The organism is Ruegeria sp. CF3 (genome assembly GCF_056537365.1).
On the sequence record NZ_JBQFRK010000002.1, the window covers coordinates 143,367 to 163,902 of the forward strand.

Annotated in this window: 21 protein-coding genes; 7 read left to right on the forward strand and 14 right to left on the reverse strand. The window is 57.2% G+C overall.

Translation table 11 applies throughout. The features are described from left to right. Positions 1 to 6: 6 nt before the first annotated feature. Positions 7 to 903, forward strand: coding sequence for a phosphotransferase family protein (locus ACR0KC_RS08435; RefSeq protein ID WP_480444182.1), 897 nt, complete (start codon positions 7 to 9; stop codon positions 901 to 903). On the opposite strand, the gene ACR0KC_RS08440 is transcribed toward ACR0KC_RS08435, so the two are convergent. The 5 genes from ACR0KC_RS08440 to ACR0KC_RS08460 all read right to left on the reverse strand — a co-directional run bounded on the left by ACR0KC_RS08440 (position 898) and on the right by ACR0KC_RS08460 (position 6,184). After that, a complete protein-coding gene (locus ACR0KC_RS08440; RefSeq protein WP_480705892.1) occupies positions 898 to 2,199 on the reverse strand; it encodes an NAD(P)/FAD-dependent oxidoreductase in 1,302 nt (433 codons plus the stop codon). The genes ACR0KC_RS08435 and ACR0KC_RS08440 overlap by 6 nt on opposite strands. Beyond that, positions 2,196 to 3,014, reverse strand: coding sequence for an ABC transporter permease (locus tag ACR0KC_RS08445; protein ID WP_170398984.1), 819 nt, complete (start codon positions 3,012 to 3,014; stop codon positions 2,196 to 2,198). The genes ACR0KC_RS08440 and ACR0KC_RS08445 overlap by 4 nt, the downstream gene beginning before the upstream one ends. Continuing rightward, the gene (locus ACR0KC_RS08450; protein WP_170508943.1) at positions 3,011 to 3,901 is read right to left on the reverse strand and encodes an ABC transporter permease subunit; all 891 of its coding nucleotides are present in this window, start codon (positions 3,899 to 3,901) and stop codon (positions 3,011 to 3,013) included. Before ACR0KC_RS08450 ends, ACR0KC_RS08445 begins: the two co-directional genes overlap by 4 nt. Further along, positions 3,901 to 5,028, reverse strand: a complete 1,128-nt coding sequence (locus tag ACR0KC_RS08455; protein ID WP_170425908.1) for an ABC transporter ATP-binding protein — start codon at positions 5,026 to 5,028, stop codon at positions 3,901 to 3,903. Before ACR0KC_RS08455 ends, ACR0KC_RS08450 begins: the two co-directional genes overlap by 1 nt. A 70-nt stretch (positions 5,029 to 5,098) precedes the next feature. Then, a complete protein-coding gene (locus tag ACR0KC_RS08460) occupies positions 5,099 to 6,184 on the reverse strand; it encodes a polyamine ABC transporter substrate-binding protein (RefSeq protein WP_170398992.1) in 1,086 nt (361 codons plus the stop codon). Positions 6,185 to 6,324: 140 nt separating this feature from the next. Between ACR0KC_RS08460 and ACR0KC_RS08465 the strand changes: the two genes are divergently transcribed. Together ACR0KC_RS08465 and ACR0KC_RS08470 are read left to right on the forward strand one after the other, a co-directional pair. After that, positions 6,325 to 7,008, forward strand: a complete 684-nt coding sequence (locus ACR0KC_RS08465) for a GntR family transcriptional regulator (protein ID WP_170406782.1) — start codon at positions 6,325 to 6,327, stop codon at positions 7,006 to 7,008. A gap of 75 nt (positions 7,009 to 7,083) precedes the next feature. Beyond that, a complete protein-coding gene (locus ACR0KC_RS08470) occupies positions 7,084 to 8,481 on the forward strand; it encodes an aspartate aminotransferase family protein (RefSeq protein WP_480705896.1) in 1,398 nt (465 codons plus the stop codon). Positions 8,482 to 8,522: 41 nt separating this feature from the next. Here the strand turns inward: ACR0KC_RS08470 and ACR0KC_RS08475 are convergent, their stop codons facing one another. Together ACR0KC_RS08475 and ACR0KC_RS08480 are read right to left on the reverse strand one after the other, a co-directional pair. After that, positions 8,523 to 9,839, reverse strand: a complete 1,317-nt coding sequence (locus ACR0KC_RS08475; protein ID WP_480771708.1) for a lytic murein transglycosylase — start codon at positions 9,837 to 9,839, stop codon at positions 8,523 to 8,525. A gap of 70 nt (positions 9,840 to 9,909) precedes the next feature. After that, positions 9,910 to 10,617, reverse strand: a complete 708-nt coding sequence (locus ACR0KC_RS08480; protein ID WP_170425977.1) for a helix-turn-helix transcriptional regulator — start codon at positions 10,615 to 10,617, stop codon at positions 9,910 to 9,912. A gap of 82 nt (positions 10,618 to 10,699) precedes the next feature. Here ACR0KC_RS08480 and ACR0KC_RS08485 point away from each other — a divergent pair, with 82 nt between their 5' ends. Both ACR0KC_RS08485 and ACR0KC_RS08490 read left to right on the forward strand, forming a co-directional pair. Then, the gene (locus ACR0KC_RS08485; protein WP_480562283.1) at positions 10,700 to 11,398 is read left to right on the forward strand and encodes a glutathione S-transferase family protein; all 699 of its coding nucleotides are present in this window, start codon (positions 10,700 to 10,702) and stop codon (positions 11,396 to 11,398) included. Continuing rightward, entirely contained in the window at positions 11,395 to 11,781 is a 387-nt protein-coding gene (locus tag ACR0KC_RS08490; protein ID WP_170508952.1) for a DUF1801 domain-containing protein, read from the forward strand. The genes ACR0KC_RS08485 and ACR0KC_RS08490 overlap by 4 nt, the downstream gene beginning before the upstream one ends. Here the strand turns inward: ACR0KC_RS08490 and rnr are convergent. Genes rnr through dapE form a run of 3 tightly spaced genes read right to left on the reverse strand, consistent with a single transcriptional unit; the run spans position 11,772 to position 15,806 of the window. Then, positions 11,772 to 14,030: a ribonuclease R gene (gene rnr, locus ACR0KC_RS08495; protein ID WP_480705901.1), complete on the reverse strand. Its 2,259-nt coding sequence runs from the start codon at positions 14,028 to 14,030 to the stop codon at positions 11,772 to 11,774. The genes ACR0KC_RS08490 and rnr overlap by 10 nt on opposite strands. Positions 14,031 to 14,087: 57 nt before the next feature. Then, the gene (locus tag ACR0KC_RS08500) at positions 14,088 to 14,663 is read right to left on the reverse strand and encodes a TIGR04282 family arsenosugar biosynthesis glycosyltransferase (RefSeq protein ID WP_170425918.1); all 576 of its coding nucleotides are present in this window, start codon (positions 14,661 to 14,663) and stop codon (positions 14,088 to 14,090) included. Between the two features lie 3 nt (positions 14,664 to 14,666). Then, positions 14,667 to 15,806 (reverse strand): succinyl-diaminopimelate desuccinylase, encoded by a 1,140-nt coding sequence (gene dapE, locus ACR0KC_RS08505; RefSeq protein WP_480771709.1) that lies wholly within the window; start codon positions 15,804 to 15,806, stop codon positions 14,667 to 14,669. A gap of 207 nt (positions 15,807 to 16,013) precedes the next feature. On the opposite strand from dapE, the gene ACR0KC_RS08510 reads away from it, so the two are divergent. Beyond that, positions 16,014 to 17,072, forward strand: coding sequence for a transporter substrate-binding domain-containing protein (locus ACR0KC_RS08510; RefSeq protein WP_170406807.1), 1,059 nt, complete (start codon positions 16,014 to 16,016; stop codon positions 17,070 to 17,072). Here ACR0KC_RS08510 and ACR0KC_RS08515 read toward each other — a convergent pair. From ACR0KC_RS08515 to ACR0KC_RS08525, 3 genes are read right to left on the reverse strand one after another with little or no spacing between them, the layout of a single operon-like run. Next, positions 17,069 to 17,413 (reverse strand): hypothetical protein, encoded by a 345-nt coding sequence (locus tag ACR0KC_RS08515; RefSeq protein ID WP_170399025.1) that lies wholly within the window; start codon positions 17,411 to 17,413, stop codon positions 17,069 to 17,071. The two genes, ACR0KC_RS08510 and ACR0KC_RS08515, sit on opposite strands and share 4 nt — an antisense overlap. 37 nt (positions 17,414 to 17,450) lie before the next feature. After that, positions 17,451 to 18,044 (reverse strand): TetR/AcrR family transcriptional regulator, encoded by a 594-nt coding sequence (locus tag ACR0KC_RS08520; RefSeq protein WP_480771710.1) that lies wholly within the window; start codon positions 18,042 to 18,044, stop codon positions 17,451 to 17,453. Further along, entirely contained in the window at positions 18,044 to 18,286 is a 243-nt protein-coding gene (locus ACR0KC_RS08525; protein ID WP_480567968.1) for a hypothetical protein, read from the reverse strand. The genes ACR0KC_RS08520 and ACR0KC_RS08525 overlap by 1 nt, the downstream gene beginning before the upstream one ends. A gap of 142 nt (positions 18,287 to 18,428) precedes the next feature. On the opposite strand from ACR0KC_RS08525, the gene ACR0KC_RS08530 reads away from it, so the two are divergent. Next, entirely contained in the window at positions 18,429 to 19,610 is a 1,182-nt protein-coding gene (locus tag ACR0KC_RS08530) for an aromatic ring-hydroxylating oxygenase subunit alpha (protein ID WP_480771711.1), read from the forward strand. A gap of 52 nt (positions 19,611 to 19,662) precedes the next feature. Here the strand turns inward: ACR0KC_RS08530 and dapD are convergent, their stop codons facing one another. Next, entirely contained in the window at positions 19,663 to 20,490 is an 828-nt protein-coding gene (dapD, locus tag ACR0KC_RS08535) for a 2,3,4,5-tetrahydropyridine-2,6-dicarboxylate N-succinyltransferase (RefSeq protein ID WP_480616185.1), read from the reverse strand. Positions 20,491 to 20,536 lie beyond the last annotated feature (46 nt).

Genomic DNA, 20,536 nt, shown 5'->3' on the forward strand with positions numbered 1-20,536 from the left:
CAAAGCTTGGCGCATCGCGACTCGCCCCCTAACCCGGTATCTGTCCTGTCTGATCATCACCAACCTCCCCCGGGTCTCGTTGCCCAGCTCAGCACCCAAGGTTTGATCCGCCACGACGTGACCTTCGAGGTGTTGTACGGTGGGCGGACCAATCATGTCTGGAAGGTTTTGTCCGGCAATAGTGATGCCGTGCTTAAGCTATACAGTGCGCGGTTTCAGAACCCCTTGTTTCGCAACGATGCCCGGCTTGAGTCAGAATGTCTGCGCACGCTCAACAGCTTTGGCTTCGTGCCCAATTTACGTGCCACGGGTTCCTTTGGAGACGACAGCTGGGTCTACTATGACCACGCACCGGGCGTCCCTTGGCAGGACGATGTTTCGGGCGTGGCCCATCTGCTTGGAAGGTTGCACCAAATTCCGGTCAATCTGGACCTCCCTAACGGTTGCAATGGCAGCGAAGATCTGGAACAGCACGCGTGTCAAATTCTGGCTGATTGCCACGCGGAAGAGCGGCGATCGTTGCTTGCAAAAAAACCTCAGGCCCAAGTACCGCCATTATCCGCGCGGTGCTTGATCCATGGCGATCCGGTCGCGGGAAACATCTTGCAATCGAAAAATGGGCTGACGCTGATCGATTGGCAATGCCCGGCCTTCGGTGACCCATGTGAAGACTTGGCGATATTCCTTTCACCTGCGATGCAGCAACTCTATCGTGGCGCACCCTTATCCGAGGCCGAAGAGACGCTGTTTCTTAAGGCCTACGACCAACCCGATATCACCGAACGCTATCTGTCATTGAGGCCTTGGTTTGCCTGGCGCATGGCCGCTTATTGTCTTTGGCGGGCCGAAAACGGTGCGGCTGATTATGCCATTGGGTATGAGTTGGAAGTTGAGGCCTTATAGGTCCGCCAGACCCAGATACGCATAGGCTGGCGGCATGACAGCGCGACGCCAACGGCCAAAGGGAAACCGCCCCGGCGCACCCGCAATAGGGGACGGAATGTCTGCGGATTGCCCCAGCACCAGTCGCGCCAAAGCACGACCGCTATATGTTCCCATCGCCACGCCATTGCCGTGGTAAGCAAACCCTGCATACATCCCCGGATGCTCAGGAACCGGGCCCACAAAGGGCACAAGGTTCCGGGCAAGGCAAACCATGCCGGACCACTTATGTGTGACATCGACCGTGTCCCAGGCGGGGAACATCCGCCTGAAATCCCCGAAGGCCTTTTGCCGAATGCGCGCCTCAGCCCCAGGGGATGAAAGCAGCCCCCCTCGTGTCCCAAACAGAAATCGTCGATTGGGCATCAATCGGAAATAGTGCAGCAAATTACGCGTGTCATAGGCCATCTGATCCGACGTCCAGCCTTGCGCCTGCAGCTCGACATCAGTCAGAGGCCGCGTCACAAGAACCGTTGACTGTGCAGGCATATAACGCGCGGCCAACCAGGGCGGCAGATCCTCGCTTGAGTAGCCATTTGTGCACACCAGAACGTTCGAAGCACGAACGTGACCCGCAGGCGAGGTCAGCACGAATCCCGAGGCGGCCTGTTTGATCTGCGTGATCGGGCTGTTCTGGAACAGAGTTGCGCCCTTTGCCTGGGCGGCGCCAGCCAAACCGAACAGATACTTTCGGGGGTTCAGGGCAAAGCCAATTGGCGTTGTATAGCCGCCGAAAAACGCCCCACCCAGCCCGAGGCCCTGCAGATCGTCAATCTCATGTAATTGTCCGGCCGGATCGGCCGACCGGCTCAATCGTTCCATCGCGCGCCGTGAATGGGCCAGTTGAGTTTCACCCTTGGAATGCGTTTCGGCGTCGATTTGGTTATCACGCAGAAGGTCAGCAACCAGTGAAACGGCGTCTTCTTCCGCTTGGTAATAGGTCTGCGTTGCCACCTGACCATAGCGACGGGTCAGGCCAGCCTTGCTGAGCTTTGACCCGCCTAGACAACAAAAGCCCCCGTTTCGACCGGACGCCCCCCAGCCCGGTGTTTCCGCCTCGAACACAGCGACCGAAACCCCTGCCTCGGACAGATGCAATGCGGCGGACAAGCCGGTAAACCCGCCCCCGATGACGGCGACATCAACGCTGATATCGTCTTTGAGCTTTGGCCAAGCAGGGGTCGCGATCGTCTCATCCCACCAACACCCCGCGCGTGGCGCGGGGCCGTAGGCATAATCAGGAAATATACGCCTCATTCAGCGCTTGCCGCGGCCAACTCATCCTGTTTCTGCCTAACCATCGCCCGCTTGGTCACCAGGGACGCGGTAATAACGCCCACCGTGACAACCGCGATCATTAATGTTGACAGCGCATTGATCTCGGGACTGACGCCCAAACGCACAGCCGAGAAAATCTTGATCGGCAAGGTGGTGGCAGAAGGCCCAGATGTAAACGAAGCAATCACTAGGTCATCCAGCGACAGGGTGAAAGCCAGCAGCCATCCCGAAATCACTGCCGGAGCAATGATTGGCAAGGTCACCAAGCGAAACGCCTGCGCAGGAGAACAGCCCAGATCCAGTGCGGCCTCTTCCAGCGATCGATCAAAGGTCACAAGGCGCGAGGACACGACGACCGAGACAAAACACATCGAAAACGTCGTGTGCGCCAGAACGATGGTCAAGATCCCCCGGTCCAATCCGATGCCAATGAACAATAACAGCAGCGACAGACCCGTGATCACTTCGGGCATCACGAGCGGGGCATAGATCATCCCGGAAAACAGTGTTCGCCCAAAGAACCGCCCACCGCGTACCAGAACATAGGCCGCTGCGGTGCCCAGAATCGTGGCCAGCGTTGATGAGAATACGGCAACGCGCAGCGTGACCCAGGCTGCATCAAGAAAGGCTTCGTTCTGCATCAACTCGCCGTACCATTTGGTCGAGAACCCGGCCCAAACGGTGACAAGCTTGCTTTCGTTGAAGCTGAAGATGATCAGGATGATCATCGGGATATACAGAAAGGCAAATCCCAGCGTCAGTGAGACAGTGTTGAACCAGCTCAGCCTGTTCATTGTTCTGCCTCCGTCTGCTTTTGCTGGTTGCGCTGGAACAGCACAATCGGGATCACGAGGATGAGCAACAGAACCACGGCCACCGCGCTGGCGACGGGCCAATCGCGGTTCGAGAAGAACTCTTCCCACAGCACCTTACCGATCATCAAGGTCCCCGATCCGCCCAGTAGCGAGGGGATTACGAATTCCCCAATCACCGGAATCATCACGAGGAAGCAGCCCGCGATAATACCGGGGCGCGACAAGGGGATTGTGATCAACCAGAATGCCTGCAGACGCGAACACCCAAGGTCTTCAGCGGCTTCGATCAGCGACCCGTCCATCCGTTCAAGCGACGAATAAATCGGCAGGATCATAAAAGGTAGGTAGGTATAAACGATACCGATATAAACTGCGGTATTCGTGTTCAGAATGGTCAGCGGGGTCGAGATGATGCCCGTCCACAGCAACAATTGGTTCAGATAGCCTTCGTTGCTGAGGATACCCATCCATGCGTAGACCCGGATCAGGAACGAAGTCCAGAACGGCAGGATGACCAGCATCATGAATGTAGGTCGCCACTCTTCAGGTGCGCGCGCCATCGCATATGCGATCGGATACCCGACAATCAGCGTCAACACCGTTGAGATCAGCGCGATCTTTACGCTGGACAGATAGGCCTTCCAATAAAGATCATCTTCAGTCAGCCAGACAAAGTTTTCCAGATCAAGCTGGCTGAAGAAATCCCTGATACCCGCCCAACCTGCGGACAGGTCCAGCGTCGGAGTGTAGGGCGGAATGGCAAGTGCGGTGTCTGAAAGCGATATCTTTAGGACGATAAAGAACGGCACCAAGAACAGTGCCAGCAACCAGACATACGGGACAGCGATAAGAACAGCGCGGCGCATCAGTTTTCCAGCAGAACTGCGGCAGTCGCTGTCCAGGACAGCCAAACCGGGTCTTCCCAGGTGAACGAGCGGCGCGAGATGCGGCGGGTATTCGCTGTTTGCGCCTTGATGATCGTGCCGTTTGGCAGTTCGACATGATAGGTCGACAAGTTGCCCAGATAGGCGATGTCATGCACCTTGCCTTGAATGGCGTTGATTGCATCGACCGGGCGCTCGGCAGAGATCGCGACCTTTTCAGGCCGGATCGCCAGATGACAGCTCTGACCATTGGACAGTTGGGTCGCAGAAGACGCCGCTAACGGGGGCTGCCCTTCTGCCCACTCGATCTGATAGCTTTCGTCGCCTGCTGCAGTAGCTCGTCCCTCAATGATATTCACATCCCCAATGAAATCAGCAACATAAACCGAGTTTGGCGTCTCATAGATTCGATCTGGGGTTGCCACTTGCATCAGTTTGCCCTGATCCATCACGGCCACTCGGCTGGCAACGGTCATCGCCTCTTCCTGATCGTGCGTCACGATGACAAAGGTCGTGCCGGTTTTTTCCTGAATGTCCATCAACTCGAACTGAGTATCCTGACGGAGTTTCTTATCCAAAGCGCCCAAAGGTTCGTCGAGCAATAGCAGTTTTGGTGCTTTGGCCAATGACCGGGCCAGCGCAACGCGTTGGCGTTGACCACCCGAGATCTGGTGCGGCTTGCGGCGTGCGAACTGTTCCAGCCGAGTTAGGCGCAGCATCTCATCGACCCGCTCTTCCAGATCGCGTTTGGGCATGTTGTCCCGGCGCAGGCCAAAGGCGATGTTGTCCCAGATGCTGAGATGAGGAAACAGCGCATACGACTGAAACATCATGTTTACCGCCCGTTTGTTGGGCGGGATCGGGTCGATATCCTGTCCACCCAGAAGGATGTGACCATCGGTAGGGGTTTCGAATCCGGCCAGCATCCGCATCATCGTGGTCTTGCCGCAGCCCGACGGGCCGAGCAGCGCAAAGAACTCACGCTCGTAGATATCCAGTGAAAGATTGTCGATTGCGGTGAATGCGCCAAAACGCTTGGTGACGTTCTGGAACTGGATCAAGGGTTTCGCCTGCGGGTCATCCCACGGCGCAAAGACTTCAGAATTCAAGGCGGCCCCCGTTTATCGGTCAGGATAAAAATGGCGCAAGGCAGTGGGCCCGCCTTGCGCTATGATCAGATCAGGTGCCTGATTTCACTTTGGTCCAGAGACGTGTCACCACCCGCTGGGTCTTTGCCGGATAAGGTGTGGTGATGTAGAGGTTCTGCATGGTCGCATCATCCGGATAGATCGCCGGATCACCGATCACGTCCTCTTCAAGAAACTCCTGCGAGGCCTTGTTGCCGTTGGCGTAGTACACATAGTTCGACGCCGCAGCCATGTTGTTGGCATCCAGGATAAAGTTCAGGAACTGGTGCGCGCCTTCGGGGTTTGGTGCGTCGACCGGAATAGCCATCTGGTCAAACCACATCAGCGAGCCTTCCGCAAAGGGATGGTATTCAATTTCCACGCCGTTATCCGCTTCCGCCGCACGGTCGCGTGCCTGCAAGATGTCGCCCGACCAGCCGACAGCAACGCAGATATCACCATTGGCGAGCGCATTGATGTATTCCGAACTATGGAATTTCTGAACATACGGGCGCACACTGGTCAGAATCTCTTCGGTTTTCCCAATTACGTCTGTGTCGTGGCTGTCAGGGTCTTCGCCGATATACTGCAGCACCATCGGAATGATCTCAGACGGTGCGTCGAGGAAATGCACCCCACACGAGGCCAGCTTTTCCATGTTCTCGGGCTTGAGCACCAGATCCATGCTGTTAAGTGCAACATCGTCGCCCAGCACTTCTTTGACCTTGCCGACATTCAACCCGATACCTGTCGTGCCCCACATGTAGTTGATTGAGTAGGCGTTGTTGGGGTCATACCCTGCGGTTCGTTCCTGGATCACATCCCATAGGTTGCCTGCATTCGACAGCTTGGCGGCATCCAGTTCCTGGAACGCGCCGGCCTGGATCTGGCGTTGTAGGAACGTGCCTGAAGGCACAACCACATCATAGCCTGACCCACCGGCCAGCATTTTTGTTTCCAGAACCTCGTTGCTGTCGAACACATCGTAGATCAGGGTTAGCCCTGTTTCTTCTTCGAATTTGCTCAGCAGATCTTCGTCGATGTAGTCGGACCAGTTATAGACGCGCACTTCTTCAGCAAACGCGGCCGAAGTCCCCAATGCGACGATCGCTGTCATCCCCAGCGTTTTCAGTTTCATATTTTTCTCCCTGCAACTGTGCGGCCATTTTGACCTTTTTTTGGATTTGATCAAGTTTTGCGTTTCACGACGGTTTCACCTATGGTCGGAATAGGTGAAGATTCTGGCAAGACAGAAACACTTGGATTGGGGCAAACCTTTTGGATTTGATCAAAAATAAAGCAGATACACCTCCGGTAGATGAAGAAAAACGCCCAGCGCACGAACAGGTCTATCGAACACTGAAATCCCAGATTCTGTTTGGCGATCTCGTGCCCGGGCAGCCCGTCACGATCCAGGGCCTGACTGATTCGCTTGGTGTCGGCATGACTCCGGTGCGCGAGGCAATACGCCGTCTGATTTCCGACGGCGCGCTCATTTTTCAGGGCAATCGTCGCGTGAGCGTCCCGCTGCTTTCAGCCAACGACATCGAGCAGATGATTTTTGCAAGAATTTCAATAGAAACAGAGCTTTCCAGGCGATCCACAAAGAACATATCTATAACCGAGATCGACTATCTTGAGCAGCTGGATCAACGATTGGACAATATGATCGCGGATGGGGACGTAGGGGGTTACCTGCGTTTGAACCACGCCTTTCACCAATCTTTGTATTCCCATGCGGACGCTCCGATACTTGTTGATCTAGCCGAACGGCTATGGCTGCGATTCGGCCCTTCGTTGCGCATCGTTTGCGGTCGCTTCGGCACTCAAAGCCTGCCCGACAGACACAAAGACATTATTGCCGCGCTACGTGAGCGAGATGCAGAAAAGGCCGCGTTAGCAACAGCGCAGGACATTGAGCAGGGTATGGGAATGATGGGCGATGCTTTGCCAAGCACCTAGAAACCAGCGATTCGATTGACAGCATAAAATTTGATCATATTCTATCTGGCAACGACGCTTGCTGGAGAATCCGAGATGTCCACCATCACCAATCACATGCCCACTGCCGAATTGCAGGCGCTGGACGCAGCACACCATTTGCATCCTTTTTCGACCAATGAGGCGCTGGCAGACGAAGGTGTCAGGGTCATCACCCGTGCCAAGGGCGTTTATCTGACCGATAGCGAAGGTCATGAAATTCTGGATGGTATGGCCGGATTGTGGTGCGTAAATATCGGATATGGCCGCAACGAACTGGCCGATGCAGCCGCACGTCAAATGCGCGAGCTGCCGTATTATAATACTTTCTTCAAGACGACCCATACGCCCGCCATTGCGCTGGCTGCAAAGCTGGCTGAGCTTGCGCCAGGTGATCTGAACCATGTCTTCTTTGCCGGAAGCGGGTCCGAGGCCAACGACACCAACATCCGTCTTGTGCGCACCTATTGGGCCGAAAAAGGTCAGCCCGACAAGAACATCATCATCAGTCGCAAGAATGCCTATCACGGTTCCTCTGTTGGATCGGCGTCGTTGGGTGGCATGGCAGGAATGCATGCGCAGGGCGGCATTCCAATCCCGAATGTCCACCATATCAACCAGCCAAATTGGTGGGCGGAAGGCGGCGATATGAGCCCGGAGGAATTCGGCCTTGCCCGCGCGCGCGAGCTGGAAGAAGCCATTCAGGAACTGGGCGAAGATCGCGTCGCTGCCTTTATCGCCGAACCTGTGCAGGGCGCAGGCGGCGTGATAATCGCACCCGACACATATTGGCCTGAAATTCAGCGCATCTGCGACAAGTACGATATACTGCTGATCGCGGATGAGGTGATCTGCGGGTTTGGCCGAACCGGCAACTGGTTTGGCTCGCAAACCGTCGGGATCAAACCGCATATCATGACAATCGCCAAGGGCCTTAGCTCAGGCTATGCACCTATTGGCGGATCGATCGTCTGCGACGAAGTCGCCCGTGTCATCAGCGCCACCGAGTTCAACCATGGCTACACCTATTCCGGCCACCCTGTTGCCGCATCAGTTGCGCTCGAAAATCTGCGCATCCTCGAAGAAGAAAACGTCGTCGATCATGTGCGCAACGTGGCCGCGCCCTATATGAAAAAGAAATGGGACGCATTGGTCGAGCATCCGCTGGTCGGAGAGGCAAAGATCGCAGGCTTGATGGGGTCCATCGCATTGACGCCTGAAAAGGCAAGCCGAGCCAAGTTCGCATCAGATCCCGGCACGATCGGATATATCTGCCGCGAACATTGCTTCAAAAACAATCTGATCATGCGTCATGTGGACGACCGCTTGGTCATCTCTCCGCCGCTGGTCATTACCCCGGCCGAAATCGACGAGATGTTCGTGCGCATTCAAAAATCGTTGGATGATGCGTTGGTTGAAATCAACGAAAAAGGTCTGATGAAGCCTGCGTCCTGATTACTAGATCATGGGCGACCCAATTGGGTCGCCCATGATTATCAGCGCATCCTTTCCAGCAGGCCGAGCGACGGGTATCCATCCGGGATCAACCCCTGAGCAACCTGAAACGCGCGCACCGCGTTAATCGTATTTGGCCCGGTGCGCCCATCGATCCCTTGTGTATCGAAGCCCGCCTGAGTCAGCCGACGCTGTAGTTCTTTCTTTTCAGTAAAGCTCAATACGCGATCGCCACGCGGCCAATCGGCCTCAAACGGAGAGCCTCCTGCAAGCCGGTCGGACAGATGCCCGATGCCGATCACATAGGCATCGGCGCCGTTGTAGGCCTCGATCACTTTGAAATTATTGAAGATCATCAGGGCGACACCCCGACCACCCGCCGGTAACAAGATTGCTGCTTGCCCGTGATCGGGCACTGCCTTGCCCGAGTAAGCAAGAACCCCACGGGCCGCCCATTCCGACGGCATCAGAGTGAAATCTCGCCGCGCGTTGGCGTAGTCAAAGTCGGATGGTAGTTGCACTTCGACCCCCCAAGGTTGGCCTTTGGTCCATCCATGTTTTGCCAAATAAGAAGCGGCTGATGCTAAGGCATCAGTTGGATTATCCGACCAGATCTCGCGACGCCCATCTCCATCGAAATCAACCGCGTAATCAAGAAACGAGGTCGGCATGAACTGTGTATGCCCCATCGCCCCAGCCCAACTGCCAACCATATTCTCAGGGTCGACATCCCCTGCCTGCAGTATCTGCAACGCGGCGATCAGCTGTTCCTCAAAAAAGCTTGCTCGTCGAGCATCAAAGGCCAAAGTCGCCAGTGACCGAATGGTTTGCTTGCTTCCTCGGTAGGTGCCGAACGAAGTCTCAAGACCCCAGATCGCGGTCACGACCTCTTTTTCGACGCCGTACCGGGCTTCGATCCGGGTCAAAGTCTCTCGGTGCTTGTCTAGTCCAACGCGACCGTTGGAAATCCGCGTTTTTGAAACCGCTCCGTCCAGATATTCCCAGATCGGTTTGGAAAACTCCGCCTGATTGCGATCGCGTTTGATGATGTCACTGTCATAGGTCACCCCAGCCAACGCCCGATCCAGCGTATTGACCGAGATGCCCTGCTCTTGCGCCCGCTTGCGAAATGCCCCCAGCCAAGCCTGAAATCGGGCATTCCCGTCTGCCGATACACGTTGCACCTCGACCTTAGGCCGCAGCACGGGCCGTACCGAGACCGTCACATCCGCCGAGGCCAGTTGCACATTGTCGACCATAGGTCGGGCCAGAGGCCGTATCGAATTGTCTGTTGTATCCGCCTGCACGATGGATGCCCATAATGCGGCGGTCATAACGCCACCTACACACTTACGCATTCCGTTTTATCCTGATTACTGCTCAGAGCCGATGATAGCGCACAATCGGGATTTCTCAAAACGCAGAACGTCAGGTTTCCTGATCCTGTTCCTCACGTTCCGCGCGAATACGCGCAATGGCATCACGCAACAGCGATACGCGATTGGGTCGGAAGCTATCCTCGGTCACATCCATGCCCTGCATACGATCCAGCCGAAACACTCGGAAATCCTGTCGCAGGTGGCACCAACTCAGCAATACGCTGGCACGGTCCATATAGACGATGCTCAGCGGATTGACCCGACGACGGGTGTCTGCGCCTTTGGCATCGGTATAGGCGAACTCGATCACGCGTTCGTCCCACGCGGCTTGGCGCAGTTCGGCGACATCGATGGTTGGCACGGCCGGCCTGTCAAATCGCGTGGCGGTCAAAACGGCGTGGCTCAATCGGTGCGACTGGCGCTGCGGCAACCGGCCCTGCAGCTTGCGTAGGGCCGCGCTTGCGGCATCCGACAGCGCCGGGTCACCAATCAGCTGCACCTCGCGCAAACCCAGAACCAACGCTTCAAGCTCATCATTGGTAAAACCCAGCGGCGGTAGGGTCGCATCCTCGATTAGGGTGAACCCGAACCCGGCCTCTCCGTCGATTATCGCCCCGAGGCCACGCAATGCATCGATATCCCGGTGCACTGTGCGCGGCGAAACGCCTAAATCCTGCGCCAATTGAACCGACGTCCTGGGCGAGGGGCCAGATCGTAGGGCCTGCATCAACTGAAAAAGACGAGCGGTGCGGGACATAGTATATTCTACTCTAAGCCTAATGTCAGAATATGTCATCAGTCCGGCGTATCCATCAGGCGTCCCAACTATGGAGCTGATGATGCTGACCCTTCTCACCTTCCCCTCTGCCTTTGGCCTGTTCAGCGCCAGCCCATTCTGTGTGAAAACGGCCCTGATGCTTCAAAACGCGGGCCTGCGCTGGCAACGGTCCGATCTGCTGGATCCACGCAAGATGCCACACCAGAAGCTGCCGGTTCTGCGCACGCCTGAACGTCTGATTCCGGACAGCGACCTGATCCGCGACTGGCTTGAGGCTCAGGGGGCCGATTTCGATGCTGGCCTGACTGACCTGCAAAAGGCCCAGTCCCGCGCACTGGTCCGCATGGCCGAGGAACATCTGTACTTCCATGTAGTCCAGGACCGTTGGGCCAATGATGAGGTTTGGCCAATTCTGCGCGATACTTTCTTTACCGTCATTCCCGCACTGATCCGCAAGCCGGTTTCGAATTCGATCCGGAAATCCGTTCTCAAGGGGCTCGCGTTTCAAGGTGTATCCCGCTTTTCGCCCGTCGAACGACAAGACCGGCTGGAGCGCGACTTTGAGGCGATCTCGGCCTATCTTTGGCAATCGCCTTATCTGATGGGAGAGAAACCAACCTCGGCGGACATGAGCGTCGGTCCAATGCTGGCGGCGATGCGCGCGACACCATCAGACACCCCCCTGACCCGTCGGATTAAACAAGATAAGCTGCTCAACAGCTATATCGACCGAATGGAGCAGGCGATCCCGCTATCATGACAGCCTTTGAGAACAAAAAAGTCGCTGCAGCCTATGAGGCGCTACCGGAAGAGACGCGCAATGGGGCATTAGCGCTGCGCGAGTTGATCTTCGAAACTGCGGCCTCGCTGCCACGCGCTCAGCCTCTGGAAGAAGCGTTGCGGTGGGGCCAGCCCGCCTATCTGGCGCCCAAAGGCTCGACGATTCGTTTGGGCGGACACAAGGCGGCTTGCTTTGCGTTGTTCGTACACTGCCAAAGCCGACTGATGGGGGATTTTACCTCCGCCTTTCCTGGAGAGGATCGGATCGACGGCAATCGCGCGATTCTGTTCGACCGGCCCGATCAGATTGATCCTACGCGCCATGGCTGGCTGATTGCGCGCGCGCTTACTTATCACCTCTGACGGCGTTTGCGTTCGACCTTGCGCTTGATCTTGTCCTTCTTGCGCTTGGTGCTGGCGGCCTTGCGCCGCGTTCCGCGCTTGGCGGGGCCACGGCCGCGCGGCAGCGCCTGATCATCGATGGACAACAACTCCAATTCCAATCCGCCCGTCACCGGCGTCGCCTCGGTCAACCGCACCGTGACACGCTGGCCAATGGCGATGATCAGCCCGGTGTCCGAGCCCATCAGCGTCCCGGCCTCTCGGTCGAAATGGAAAAACTCTCGCCCCAGCGAACGCACTGGAACCAGACCGTCCGCTCCGGTCTCGTCCATCTTCACGAAGGCACCGAACCGGGCAATACCGCTGATCCGGCCAGAAAACTCATTGCCGACCCGCTCGCTGAGATAGGCCGCCAGATAGCGATCAGTCGTATCGCGCTCGGCCATCATCGAGCGGCGCTCGGTATCCGAGATATGGGTTGCCGTTTCTTCCAACCGTGCAATCTCATCCTCGGTCAAACCGTCCTTGCCCCAGCCATGGGCTGAGATCAGCGCGCGATGCACGATCAGATCAGCATAGCGCCGGATGGGAGAAGTGAAATGCGCATAGTTCCGCAGAGCCAGCCCAAAATGGCCGAAATTTTCGGGGTTGTAATAGGCCTGCGCCATCGACCGCAGGGTCGTCAGGTTGATCAGCTCCGCATCCTCGGTACCAGCGGCGGCGTTTAGCAGCGCGTTCAGATGTCGGGTCTGCAATACCTGCCCTTTGGCGAGGTTTAATCCCGCCGCCTGCGCCGTCTCTCTCAGGCTTTCCAGCTTTTCGGGCGCGGGCTCTTCGTGGACGCGGAACAGCAGCGGGCGGCGTTTGGTGATCAGGGTCTCGGCAGCGGCGACATTGGCGAGGATCATGAATTCCTCGATCAGCTTATGCGCATCCAGCCGGTCACGGAACGCGACGCTGGTCACCTCACCCGCATCGCTGAGTACGATTTTGCGTTCAGGTAGGTCCAGCTCCAGCGGCTGCCGCACGGAACGCGCCTTTTTCAGCGCAGCATAGGCGGCGTAAAGCGGATTCAGCACCGTATCCAACAGCGGCCCGGTGCGGTCGTTCGGGTTGCCGTCGATCGCCTCCTGCGCCTCGTTATAATTCAGCGAGGCGGCAGAGCGCATCAGAGCCCGTACAAAACGGTGGCCGATCTTGTTGCCTTCGGCATCAATCTGCATCCGAACCGCGATACAAGCGCGCGGCACGCCTTCGTGCAGGGAGCATAGATCGCCGGACAGGCGATCCGGCAGCATCGGCACTACGCGGTCCGGGAAGTAACTGGAGTTGCCCCGCTTGCGTGCCTCGCGATCTAGCGCCGTACCGGGTTTCACATAGGCGGCGACGTCAGCTATGGCGACCCAGATCACATGGCCACCCGGGTTCTTGGGATCGTCATCGGCATGGGCATAGCAGGCGTCGTCGTGGTCCCGTGCATCCGCAGGATCGATGGTCAGCAAGGGCATATCCCGCAGGTCTTCACGCCCTTTCAGTCCAACGGGTTTGGCCTTGTCGGCTTCTTCGATTACCTTGTCCGGGAAATCGTCGGGAATACCGTGTTGGTGAATGGCAATCAACGAGACAGCCTTGGGCGCGGTCGGATCGCCGAGCCGTTCAACAATACGCGCACGCGGCAGACCCATGCGGTTCTTGGGTCCGGCCTGTTCGGCCTCAACCAACTCACCATCCTTGGCCCCCAGAACGGCCCCGTCCGCGACCAGCCATTCTGTCTGACCAGCCTTGTCGATGGGCACGATCCGCCCGCCTTCGGCCCCTTTGCGGAAAATGCCGACGATCTTGCGCGGGTTGGTGCCGATGCGGCGGATCAAGCGGGCTTCGTAATTGTGATCTTCCTCATGCACCACGGTCAGGCGGGCCAGAATGCGGTCACCCTCACCCAGCGCCGGATCGCTGGCACGCGTTACGAGCAGAACGATGGGCTCGACCCCCTCTCCGTGCCATTCCAACGGGCGCGCAAACAGGTCGCCATCTACGTTCGGGGCCTTCACCTGCAACACGCTGACCGGCGGCAGACGATCCGGATCGCGATAGCTGCGGTTGCGTTTTTCCAGATGGCCGTCGGCCTCAAGTTCTTTCAGGATACGCTTCAGATCGATCCGATCCGCGCCTTTGATGCCAAAAGCCTTGGCGATATCACGTTTCGAGGTCAGGGTAGGGTTCGCCGAGATCCAGTCGAGGACCTCTTGCTTGGTCGGAATGCGTGTCATGAGTTTGGCCTAGCACGGGCATGCGACCGCGTCATGGTCAAAAAGCGGTGCCTCATGTCAGCCGTGCAGATCGGCCACGGTATCCACATCGCGCAGATTATCCAGCAACGCTACTCGGCACCCGCGAACCGAATTCAGTGTGTCTTCCAACGCGTGTTCCGTTGACCAGCGCACATCGCGGAATAACCCTGAGGGCAGCGCCCCATAGCGCTGCGCACCGACCAGCCAATAGCCGCCATCCGGGGCGGGCCCGAACACCATCTCAGCCCGGCCCAACGCGCGAAAGGCCCGCGCAATGTGACCCCGTGTGATGCCCGGAATATCCGCACCGATCAGGCACACCGGGCCATCGGGAGCACCGCGCAACATCCGCCCCATGCGGTCGCCCAGATCTCCGCGCCCCTGAGGCTTCCGGGGTAAATCAACAGGCCAGACCCGACTGTTCATTCCCTCCCTATCCGGAGAGACCGCCAGTACAATCTGCCAGCGCGGATCACGCAGACGCCGGATCAGAGATCGCGTTTGATGCCGAAACCACCAAGCAGCCCCAACCATGCCGATATCGCGCCCCAAACGGGTCTTGACCCGCCCTGGACGTGGCTCTTTCACCATGATGACCAGCGTTTTCTGCATGGATCAGGCGAAGTAATCCGTCAGAATACGGGTGTAGATCGCCTTGAGTTGATGAATTTGCGCCACTTCGACACATTCATCGACCTGATGCATGGTGTGCCCGACCAGACCAAACTCGACCACCGGGCAATGATCTTTGATGAAGCGGGCATCCGAGGTCCCGCCGGTGGTCGAAAGCTCGGGGCGAATATTTGTTTCTGCTTTGACAGCGCAAGCTACCAGATCAGACAATGCCCCCGGAGGGGTCAGAAAGCTTTCACCCGAAATCTTGATCCGGGTCTCGACATCGACGCCAAACGCCTCGGCAACGGTGTCTGCCTCGGATTGCAACCAATCGCTCAAACTGGCCCCGGAATGCAGCTCATTGAACCGGATATTCACTGTCCCTGAACATTGCGCCGGGATCACATTTGTCGCCGAATTACCGGTGTCGATCGTGACAACTGCCAAGGTCGAGGCGTCAAAGTGATCGGTCCCCTGATCCAGCTCGTGGCTGGCCAGCCGATCCATCAGTCGCGCCATCGCGGGCACCGGGTTCTTCGCCCGATGCGGATAGGCCGAATGCCCCTGCACTCCGGTCACAGTGAACCACGCAGTCATCGAACCGCGCCGGCCGATCTTCATCATTTCGCCCATCGTGTTCGGGCAAGTGGGTTCTCCCACCAGACAAACCGACATCCGCTCATCCGTTACGGCCATGTGATCCAGTAAAGCAACAGTGCCATCCAGTGCGTCGCCTTCTTCATCACCTGTGATCGTCAGGATCACCGCCCCATCCGGGGGCGTGTCACGCACAAAATCGATAGCCGCCGCCGCAAAGGCCGCCACCCCAGATTTCATGTCCGTCGCGCCCCTGCCGTACATCACCCCGTCCCGGACCTCGGCGCCGAAAGGGGGCATGGTCCAGGCCGTCTCATCCCCTACCGGAACCACATCCGTATGCCCGTTAAAGCCAAAGCTGCATGCATGACCCTTCTGCCCCCATCGGGCGAAGAGGTTGCAGATTCCACCACGATCTACTCGAGTGCAATAAAATCCGGCCTCCTCCAGCACCTGCTGCAGCAAGACCAAAGCCCCGCCTTCATCGGGTGTGACCGATGGGCAACGGATCAGATTTGCTGTCAGCTCAACTGGATCGGTCATATTGGGCCTCTTGTCCTTAGGGGTGCCTGTGTTCGTGCACAGATTCAACGAATTGCCCGGATTGCCAACCCCGAATAGTCGAATTCCGAGACCGAATGCCCAAGCGGCTTGATTTTGCACCCCAACAAAACATGAGCGTTGACCCAGCGGCTGCCTTGCCGCGCTGCCCTTAAGTGCGTTAGAGGGCCGCGAAACAGGTGATTCCACATGAAGCGTGTCTTCTTCGCATTGATCTGCCTGACTTTCGCGACTCTTGCGCAGCAAAGCCAGGCCCAGTCTCTTACGGTTACAACGGTAACCCGTCCTCCGTTCTCATTTGTCGAGGACGGTGCCCAGACCGGTTTCTCGATGGATCTTCTGGCGGCACTGTCTGAATCACTCGGCTGGGAATACTCGGTCAACCGCGTCGAGACATTTGGAGAAATGTTGGGCGCGGTTCAGGATGGTTCTGCCGATCTGGCGATCGCGAATATATCGATCACCGCCTTGCGCGAAACCCGAATGGATTTCACGCAACCGATATTTGAGGCCGGATTACAGATCATGGTCCCGTCAGAGGCCGCTCGCCAGCCATCGCTGTTGCACGCTTTGCTGTCTCGGGAATTGTTCATCGCCATCGGGCTGGCCTTTGCGATCCTGCTTGGTGGCGGCATGCTGATGTGGAGTTTTGAGAAACGCGCGCAGCCCTACTTTGATCGCAAACTGAATGAGGCGTGGTTCCCGTCGTTCTGGTGGGCCCTCAACCTGGTGGTGAACGGTGGCTTTGAGGAACGGATGCCGCGTACCCCGTTTGGCCGTCTGCTGGGTGTGGTGCTGGTGGTGTCATCCCTATTCATCGTCTCCGTTTTCACGGCCCGGATCACCTCGGTGATGACGGTGGACGCAATCACCGGCAGCGTCAATTCGGTCAACGACCTTTACGGCAAACAGGTCGGGACGATTTCCGATTCTACCGCCGCCAGTTTCCTGAACCGGCGCGAGATCGACTATACCGGCTATGGCGATCTGCAGGACATGCTGAACGCGTTTGAGAATAAGGATTTGGATGCGGTCGTATTCGACGCTCCGATCCTGTCCTATTATGCCAGCCACGAAGGGCGCAGAATGGCGACAATGACCGGGGGCATCTTCCTGCGTGAAAACTATGGGATCGCATTTCCAACCGGCTCGCCATTGGTCGAAGACGTCAATCAGGCGCTGCTGTCCCTGCGCGAAGACGGCACCTATGACGAAATCTATCGCAAGTGGTTCGGGGTAAGAAACTAAGCAGTTTCCTCGTCGCCGAAGAATGGCGTCATCTGTGCCACGATAACCGCGTTTTCATCCAGCGCCCGTTGCATCAATGCCCGCTCATCCGGATCGATATCATGTCCTTGCGCCTCACGCTCGGCCAGGGTGCCATAGCCGGTGACATCCAGCGGTGCAGTATCGGCCTGCTTCAGGATCGCTACTGTCTCGCGCACGGCTTCGGCCTCGTCCACGCCGCTGGCAAAACACATCAACGCCGCCCCGGTCGCGCCTTCGGGCAGGCCGTCGCCATCTTTGCGACCGATCTGAACCAACAACGTATAGACTTGCTGGCGCGAAGGTTTTTTCTGCTTTTCCATAGTGCCCGCAATACGCTGGCCCGATGGCACGGTCAACTCAGTCGCAGGTGCTGGCGTATAGGTGGTTCAACAGCATCTGCGCTGCCACGCGCTGCGTGTCGCGCCATTCCGCCCGGGGTCGCAATGGCATCACAGCATCCGTATTGAAATAAATTGCGGACATACCCGCTGCCACGGCTTGGACCCCTTGCACATTGGCAGCAGGCAGTTCGTTCATGATTTCAGCAGCGATCCTTGCCTCGAAGTCATAGACAAACCCAAGCAAGGGTTCTCGCAAATCCGCGTGTCTTTCTGAGGCTGCGACCAAAGCGGCAAAAACCGCAGCACTTTCCGAAGAATAGGTGCCGCGTCCGAACAAAGCGTCCAGCATCGCTGCAACCCGATCAGTGCACGGCAGAGTGTCGAAGAGCGCCTCAACCTGATCCGCGAAGACTTTCAGGACGTGATCTAGCAGCTTGCGAACCATCTCATCCCGGTTGCCCAGATAGTGGCGCAGCAATGGCCGCCCGACGCCCGCCTCTTCTGATATGCGCGCCAGGGTCGAACCATCCAGCCCGTACCGCGCGACACAACGCATAAATGCGTTCAGGATTTGCTCGGATCTGGCGTCTTTCATACTGGGACGGGGCATCAGAATCCGTTCGAAACTGGTGGAAAAACATCCGCCAGAACGTAGAGAACGCCCAAACCGATCCACAAAACCGTCAGCGACCAGAACAGTGCCGGATCTGTCGCGCGGTTTATCGGTTCGATCAAGAAGGCCTGCCCCGAGCGCACCGCCAAGAGCCCCCAAAATATGAACAACAGACCCCAAAGGCCGTAATACCCGGCGAAGGTCGAGACAAGAAGCGCCGCCAGAATTAGCAGTGTCATCCACCTTTGATTCCTCAGGGTTTGAATAAAAGTCATCCTGCCTCCAAGCGGGTTCAGAAAAATCTTAAGGTGAAATCTGGACATTCGAAGGTTTATTGTCAATATTGATGATTATCATTTTTGACAATAAACGGACTCGACGATGCCGCCTGACGCACTTCCGGATCAACCCAAGCAACAACTGCCGCGTGAGGCATATGTCTCTGACAGTTGGTATGAGGCCGAACAGAAAACCCTGTTCAGCAAGTGCTGGAGTTTTGCCGGCGTGACTATGGATTTCACCCAACCCGGCGATTTTAGGACGATTCAGGCCGGGGCCTATGCTCTGATTGTCATAAGGGACGCGAATGGCGACTTGCGCGCCTTCCACAACCAATGCCGCCATCGCGGAACCGAGTTGTTGGAAGGTTGCGGCAACGCAGGCAAAACCATTGTCTGCCCTTATCACAACTGGGTCTACAATCTGGATGGCGCTTTGCGCGGAGTACCAGCCCAGCGCGAGTGCTTTCCGGACCTGGACAAGAAGGCAACCGCGTTGTTCGGTGCCTCAGTCGGTGTCTTCCGCAACCTTGTTTTTGTTCACCCAGAACCGGATCAAAGCTTTGACGCGTGGCTTGGCGATCTGGCTCAAATACCTTGGCCTCATGATCTGGCATCAAGCGAGCTACAAGAGAACCCCGACGACGTGGTCTATGAGATCAACTGCAATTGGAAGGTCTTCTTTGAAAATGCAATAGACGGCTATCACCTGGCCTATCTGCACAAAGACACGTTGGGCGGGCCAACCCATGACAAGAATCTTTGGGAGGTTTTTGGCCACAACATGGTCTGGTGGTCGACCGAGCGCGAAGGCGTCAAACATCGTATCCCGCAGTTTGTTGAAAACTCGGCCAAAGGGTCCGGCCTGAAAACGGTACGGAATGCAGACACGCCGGGCTATGGCGGGGTCTACATGCTGTTTCCGACCACGATCCTGACGCCAAACCCCTGGGGGTTTTCGATATCGACCATGGAACCGGTCGACGCCAACACAACACTTCTGCGGGTCAGAAACTGGTCGCCTAAAGGCTGGTTCACCTATACGCATCGCGCGGCGGACATACCCGGATACGACCCGGAATCCGGTCGGATCAAATCCTCTCACTGGACCCAGCACCCACTGGAGACGGGGGATTTTCAGACCGAGGATGTCTGGGTGTGCGAAAAGATGCAGCGCGCCCTTCAATCGCCCCGATATCAAGTCGGCCCTCTGGCCAAAGGGGCCGGAGGTGAGGCGGCGATTGATTTCTTTCAGCAAACAGTGCTGGAGTTCATGTCAAAATAAGAAAGGCCGCAGAGCATGCACTCTGCGGCCTATCCAAACTGAAACGACGGGATCAGTCGCGCAGTAGCTCATTGATCCCGGTTTTCGAACGGGTCTTTTCATCGACGCGTTTCACGATGACCGCGCAATACAGGCTTACATTGTTCTTGGACGGCATCGAGCCCGCAACAACCACCGAATATGGCGGAACCTCGCCATACATGACATCACCGGTTTCGCGGTCCACGATCTTGGTGGATTTACCGATGAACACGCCCATGCCCAGAACCGAACCCTCGCGGACGATGCAGCCTTCGACCACTTCCGAACGCGCACCGATAAAGCAGTTGTCTTCGATAATGGTCGGACCGGCCTGCATCGGCTCCAGTACGCCGCCAATACCAACGCCGCCCGACAAGTGCACGTTTTTGCCGATCTGCGCGCAGGAACCAACGGTGGCCCAGGTATCAACCATCGTGCCTTCATCTACATAAGCACCAAGGTTGACGAACGAAGGCATCAGCACCACACCCGGTGCGACATAGGCCGACTTGCGGACCACACAGTTTGGCACGGCGCGGAACCCTGCCGCGCGCCACTGGTTCTCTCCCCAGCCGGCGAACTTGCTGTCGACCTTATCCCACCAGCCGCCGTCTTGCGGGCCTCCGGTCTGGATTTCCATGTCCTTGATGCGGAACCCCAGCAGAACTGCTTTTTTCGCCCACTGGTTCACGTGCCAATCACCACTGTCGAGCTTTTCAGCCACTCGCAGCGAACCGCTGTCCAGCGCGCTCAGCGTGTCTTCGATTGCTTCTCGTTGCTCGCCAGTGGTCGCAGGGGTTATTGTGTCACGTACTTCCCAGGCGGCTTCGATGGCGGCTTCCAGTTGCGCATTGGACATGGGGCGTCTCCCTAGAGAATCTGTTCACGTTGATGTGGCCTATACG

Excerpts from the sequence above, each read along its gene's own strand:
- ACR0KC_RS08470 (WP_480705896.1), top strand. The coding sequence starts at position 7,084 with ATGTCCACCATCACCAATCACATGCCCACTGCCGAATTGCAGGCGCTG.
- ACR0KC_RS08460 (WP_170398992.1), bottom strand. The coding sequence starts at position 6,184 with ATGAAACTGAAAACGCTGGGGATGACAGCGATCGTCGCATTGGGGACT.
- dapE (WP_480771709.1), bottom strand. The coding sequence starts at position 15,806 with ATGACCGATCCAGTTGAGCTGACAGCAAATCTGATCCGTTGCCCATCG.
- ACR0KC_RS08480 (WP_170425977.1), bottom strand. The coding sequence starts at position 10,617 with ATGTCCCGCACCGCTCGTCTTTTTCAGTTGATGCAGGCCCTACGATCT.
- ACR0KC_RS08490 (WP_170508952.1), top strand. The coding sequence starts at position 11,395 with ATGACAGCCTTTGAGAACAAAAAAGTCGCTGCAGCCTATGAGGCGCTA.
- ACR0KC_RS08515 (WP_170399025.1), bottom strand. The coding sequence starts at position 17,413 with ATGGAAAAGCAGAAAAAACCTTCGCGCCAGCAAGTCTATACGTTGTTG.
- ACR0KC_RS08530 (WP_480771711.1), top strand. The coding sequence starts at position 18,429 with ATGCCGCCTGACGCACTTCCGGATCAACCCAAGCAACAACTGCCGCGT.
- ACR0KC_RS08520 (WP_480771710.1), bottom strand. The coding sequence starts at position 18,044 with ATGCCCCGTCCCAGTATGAAAGACGCCAGATCCGAGCAAATCCTGAAC.
- ACR0KC_RS08440 (WP_480705892.1), bottom strand. The coding sequence starts at position 2,199 with ATGAGGCGTATATTTCCTGATTATGCCTACGGCCCCGCGCCACGCGCG.
- ACR0KC_RS08510 (WP_170406807.1), top strand. The coding sequence starts at position 16,014 with ATGAAGCGTGTCTTCTTCGCATTGATCTGCCTGACTTTCGCGACTCTT.
- ACR0KC_RS08485 (WP_480562283.1), top strand. The coding sequence starts at position 10,700 with ATGCTGACCCTTCTCACCTTCCCCTCTGCCTTTGGCCTGTTCAGCGCC.
- ACR0KC_RS08500 (WP_170425918.1), bottom strand. The coding sequence starts at position 14,663 with ATGCAGAAAACGCTGGTCATCATGGTGAAAGAGCCACGTCCAGGGCGG.
- ACR0KC_RS08450 (WP_170508943.1), bottom strand. The coding sequence starts at position 3,901 with ATGCGCCGCGCTGTTCTTATCGCTGTCCCGTATGTCTGGTTGCTGGCA.
- dapD (WP_480616185.1), bottom strand. The coding sequence starts at position 20,490 with ATGTCCAATGCGCAACTGGAAGCCGCCATCGAAGCCGCCTGGGAAGTA.
- ACR0KC_RS08475 (WP_480771708.1), bottom strand. The coding sequence starts at position 9,839 with ATGCGTAAGTGTGTAGGTGGCGTTATGACCGCCGCATTATGGGCATCC.
- rnr (WP_480705901.1), bottom strand. The coding sequence starts at position 14,030 with ATGACACGCATTCCGACCAAGCAAGAGGTCCTCGACTGGATCTCGGCG.
- ACR0KC_RS08525 (WP_480567968.1), bottom strand. The coding sequence starts at position 18,286 with ATGACACTGCTAATTCTGGCGGCGCTTCTTGTCTCGACCTTCGCCGGG.
- ACR0KC_RS08445 (WP_170398984.1), bottom strand. The coding sequence starts at position 3,014 with ATGAACAGGCTGAGCTGGTTCAACACTGTCTCACTGACGCTGGGATTT.